This is a genomic window from Streptomyces sp. NRRL F-2664, from assembly GCF_000719345.1.
Classification (GTDB): Bacteria; Actinomycetota; Actinomycetes; order Streptomycetales; family Streptomycetaceae; genus Streptomyces.
The window spans coordinates 1-406 of sequence record NZ_JOFX01000384.1 but is presented as its reverse complement, the minus strand read 5'-3'; the positions used below and the strand labels follow the sequence as shown (position 1 = coordinate 406).

The window sequence follows — 406 nt, the reverse complement described above, 5'->3', positions numbered from 1 at the left end:
GGCCCACTGGGAGTAGTCGGCCTGGGCCAGTACCCGGGCGCCGTCGGCGTCGGGTTCTTTGGCGTAGGCGCCGTCGCGGTAGTTGTCCGCGGTCCGCAGGGGCCGGCCCAGCGCGTCGAGGGTCTCGGTGATGCGCCGCCCGTCAGGCGTGGCCGTGACCGTGACGGTAGGGGAGGGGTAGGCGATGCGGGTGGTCTGCGGCTTGTCGGAGTCCGGCAGCAGGGTGTGGGCGGTAGGCCGGCCCTGGCGGTCGTACTCCGTACGTGATAGGACCCGCCCGCCGGGGCCGGTCTCCTGCAGTACGGCTCCGGTGGCCAGGTCCGTCACGCGCGAGGTCACCGTTTCCGCGTCCGTGCCGGGCGCCACGGTGGTGGTCTCGGTCAGGCGTCCGTCCTCCACGGTCCGG

Annotated in this window: 1 protein-coding gene; it reads right to left on the bottom strand. The window is 73.6% G+C overall.

Going from position 1 to position 406, the window contains the following annotated elements; genetic code table 11:
* Positions 1–406: hypothetical protein (locus IF89_RS39765; protein WP_043195004.1), on the bottom strand; the 406-nt coding region annotated here is incomplete at both ends.